At 45.6% G+C, this 2964-nt stretch carries 3 protein-coding genes and 1 pseudogene; 2 read left to right on the top strand and 2 right to left on the bottom strand.

Translation table 11 applies throughout. The annotated features are described in order from the left end of the window. Together ACETPC_RS23710 and ACETPC_RS23705 are read left to right on the top strand one after the other, a co-directional pair. Nucleotides 1-105 (top strand): annotated as a pseudogene (locus ACETPC_RS23710) (terminase); the annotation flags it as partial. Further along, on the top strand, nt 105-1127 hold the full coding sequence (locus ACETPC_RS23705) for a phage portal protein (RefSeq protein ID WP_380184887.1): 1023 nt from the start codon (nt 105-107) through the stop codon (nt 1125-1127). The pseudogene ACETPC_RS23710 and the gene ACETPC_RS23705, both read left to right, overlap by 1 nt. 39 nt (nt 1128-1166) lie before the next feature. On the opposite strand, the gene ACETPC_RS23700 is transcribed toward ACETPC_RS23705, so the two are convergent. After that, complete coding sequence (locus ACETPC_RS23700) at nt 1167-2333, bottom strand: hypothetical protein (protein WP_380184886.1); 1167 nt, start codon at nt 2331-2333, stop codon at nt 1167-1169. Beyond that, on the bottom strand, nt 2321-2713 hold the full coding sequence (locus tag ACETPC_RS23695; protein WP_380184885.1) for a hypothetical protein: 393 nt from the start codon (nt 2711-2713) through the stop codon (nt 2321-2323). The genes ACETPC_RS23700 and ACETPC_RS23695 overlap by 13 nt, the downstream gene beginning before the upstream one ends. Nucleotides 2714-2964: the final 251 nt, after the last annotated feature.

Raw genomic sequence — 2964 nt, 5'->3', positions numbered from 1 at the left:
GCCAGCCACGCGGACGTCGCCTGGGCAATCATGCACGCGCTGTTAAACGAACCGCTGACCGCCGCCAGCGGCGGCGCCAACCCTTCAATTCTGGAATTTTACTGATGAACAAACGCAGCCGTAAGGCATTTAAGGCAGCGCCAGCGGCGCAGACCGTCCCGCAGCAGGTCGAAGCATTTACCTTCGGCGAGCCGACGCCAGTGATGGATAAGCGCGACATTCTGGATTATGCGGAGTGTATCGGAAACGGGCGCTGGTACGAGCCGCCGGTGAGTTTTCACGGGCTGGCAAAAAGCCTGCGCTCAGCGGTGCATCACAGCTCGCCGATTTACGTTAAGCGCAACATTCTGGCCTCAACATTCATTCCGCATCCGATGTTAAGCCAGCAGGAGTTCAGCAAGTTCGCGCTGGATTATCTGGTGTTCGGGAATGCCTTTGCCGAGCTGCGGCGCAACAGCCTCGGCAAGCCGTTCAGGCTGGAAACCACCCCGGCAAAATTTACCCGTAAGGGCGTGAAGGACGGCGAATACTGGTTTGTGAACGACTGGAAGGAGCGGCACCAGTTTGCAGCCGGCAGCGTGTTTCACCTGATTGAGCCGGACATTAATCAGGAGCTTTACGGCCTGCCGGAATACCTCAGCGCGCTTAACTCCACCTGGCTGAACGAGGCGGCCACGCTGTTTCGCCGCAAGTACTATCAGAACGGCGCGCACGCGGGCTATATCCTGTATATGACCGACGCGGCGCAGAGTTCCAGCGACGTGGATCGGATGCGCCAGGCAATGCGCGATACGAAAGGCCTGGGCAACTTCCGTAACCTGTTTATGTACGCGCCGAACGGCAAGCCAGACGGCATTAAAATTCTGCCGCTCAGCGAGGTGGCAACAAAGGATGATTTCTTTAACATCAAAAAAGCCAGCCGCGACGACCTGTTAAGCGCGCACCGCGTGCCACCGCAGATGATGGGGATCATCCCGGACAACTCCGGCGGGTTCGGGGATGCGGTGAAGGCGTCTCAGGTATTTGTCAGGAACGAGCTGACGCCACTGCAGGAGCGGATGAGAGAAATTAATCATTGGCTAGAATTGCCGGTAATCAATTTCAAAACTTACAATTTAGACACTTAACCTATTAGGCACCTCAACACAGGTGCCTAATTCTTAATATTAACGAGTAAAACCAAAAATCTTCTCATCTTGTTCTACAAAATAATCATGAATGAAAGATACAACTTCCAGCCTGTCTTCATAAATTAGATGAAGTTGATTGCTATAATGCTCGGAGCGCGGAAAAGTTCGCCAGTGCACCAACTCGCCTGGAAATGTCTCGATTTCCCCATCGCTTCGTAAAACAATCAGTTTATCTGAAAATTCCACGATTGTGCCAAAAGGGGCTACCCCCGTAGATATTACATCATCCAAATCTGGCTGCACATTATATGACGTCACAGACCCCTTAAAGGAGAAAGTCGGTTTCTTCTTGTTTTTGTTATTATAATCTAAAACCTCGAAACCTGCCTCAGAATACCTATAGATTTTTTCTCTAGCACCCCAAATGATACTTTTCTTATTTTTTTGAGACAAGAAAATATCATTATCATGAATAATTTCATCAAAAATCCTGATTTTTTTATCATCTTTCTTTTCCTCTCTAAACTTAACAAAAAATGTATTGTATAGAGTTGAGCCGATGACGCTCTGAAAAGCCCAGTCGCAGATGTTGCAAGGAATACTTGCAATGCTTTTTTCTCGCTTAAGGTTGCCTTTAACATACCTATCAAATTGAAACTCAAATAAACCATCATTGCCAGCAGCGATTGCAACAGAACTAGCATTCTCTGAAGCTTTTACTTGCAATACATTTGAGTCAATATGTCTTGTCATATCATTGCTTGAATATTTTGAACCAATTCCCGACTTTGGTGTCGAATATAAGCCTTCTTCACCCGCAGCAAAAAATCTATTATAATAAATTTCAGTGTCAGATGGCAGAAAAGAAAAGGGGTATACTTCTTCGTGCCAAAAGCTATTTTTGTTAGAAAATTTTTCAGTTATGTTGCTTTTTGATAGTGAATCTAATTGTGAAATTATAACAGGCTTTATTGCGTGGTCGTTGAATATCTTAATGACCTTAGGATTGTAAAATAACTCACCATCTGAAAATGAAACCCGTACAGCTGTTTCAAAATTAGGGAATTTATTTGCAATTACATCTATAGCTTCATTCCAGTTTATACGATGCAATGAACCATTAATGTCAATCAGGATTAGCTCACCGGAGTAAATTTGCGAGTCCCAAAAACTGCCTTCAATTTTTAATTTTACAGGGTGCATTTTTTGCCCCTTATAATTTTTGACATTTTAGTGGCGCTGATAAATCCATTTGCAAGCCATTTTCTTAGCACCCCCGTATCTGGTCGATCCCAAGGCGCCCCCCAATGAGCAACAGGGTACCCATGCCAATTATCGTGGCTATCGCATACATACTTCGCAATTTGCACGTTATCGTCTATCGGTGCTGGGGCAGTACCTAATTCTTCTGCTCTAGAAAAAGCATTATTCCAGTGTATTCCCCAATAACAATCCTTATAAAGCCAATCCTCTTGAACAGCTTGAGTGTAGCACTGTTGCTCTATAGCTAAAGGTACAATCCATTGAGTTTTTCTTGCAGCAAAAGCTGCGTTCCTATGCTGTGGGTTAGGAGTATATGGCATTCATATTCATCCAGAACTAAAATGTGATTAAAAAAATATCACAATTCTCATTGATTGATAAAGTAGTTTATGAGCATTCGCGCGCAATGCTATCCCCGCCACGCCTGCCCGCTTTGTGCATCGCTTTTAATGCAGTTGCATGACCCAGCCGGATCCGCGCCAGCTCAGGCCTTCAGAGGGATCCTCAAAAGGGATCGAAGCATGCAAAACCATGCACCTGATGCATGCATGGCTGCTGACCCGTTTTGCTG

The organism is Pantoea sp. sgz302252 (assembly GCF_042610525.1).
Taxonomy (GTDB): domain Bacteria; phylum Pseudomonadota; class Gammaproteobacteria; order Enterobacterales; family Enterobacteriaceae; genus Erwinia.
This window is presented reverse-complemented; position numbering and strand designations above follow the sequence as displayed.

Bases quoted from the DNA above. Each gene is read 5' to 3' on its own strand.
- ACETPC_RS23695 (WP_380184885.1), bottom strand. From the start codon at position 2,713: ATGCCATATACTCCTAACCCACAGCATAGGAACGCAGCTTTTGCTGCA.
- ACETPC_RS23705 (WP_380184887.1), top strand. From the start codon at position 105: ATGAACAAACGCAGCCGTAAGGCATTTAAGGCAGCGCCAGCGGCGCAG.
- ACETPC_RS23700 (WP_380184886.1), bottom strand. From the start codon at position 2,333: ATGCACCCTGTAAAATTAAAAATTGAAGGCAGTTTTTGGGACTCGCAA.